Annotated in this window: 1 protein-coding gene; it reads right to left on the reverse strand. The window is 45.5% G+C overall.

The window, feature by feature from the left end:
- A partial coding sequence (locus F8R90_RS01265; protein WP_196508899.1) for an IS5 family transposase occupies positions 1-427 on the reverse strand: 427 nt, incomplete at its 3' end.
- Between the last annotated feature and the right edge of the window lie 87 nt (positions 428-514).

The raw sequence follows: 514 nt of genomic DNA on the forward strand, positions 1-514 counted from the left end.
GGATTAAACCTAGGGTATCAACCGTCAAAAATCGCTTGCGTCCTTTAATTTTCTTGCCTGCATCAAAACCCACATCTTGACTCACCATCGCTGCACTTTTCACACTTTGGCTATCGATGATTGCCTCCGATGGACTCCGATGGCGCTCAATTTCGATTCTCGTCCATTCTCGCAGATGATCGTGAATGTGCAACCATGTCCCATCTTTACGCCAGTTGCGGAAATAAGTGTACACTGTTTGCCAAGGTGGAAAGTCCCCAGGTAGCGATCGCCATCTCACTCCTTCTAGCAAGATGTAAAAAATTGCATTCAGGACTTCCCACATATCGACTTCACGCTTACGACCGCCTGGTTTGGCTTCTGGAATCAAATCGCTCAGAAATTCATATTGTCCACGGCTCAGGTTACTGGGGTAAGCTTTACTCATGTCGCTCTCTCAGTGCTGTTTATTATCTATTCACAGCCTATACTGAGAGAGCTTTTTTACAACATTCCCGACTTTTCAAACATCCTC

Origin of the sequence: Nostoc sp. NZL, assembly GCF_015714705.1 — a bacterium.
GTDB lineage: Bacteria > Cyanobacteriota > Cyanobacteriia > Cyanobacteriales > Nostocaceae > Nostoc > Nostoc foliaceum_A.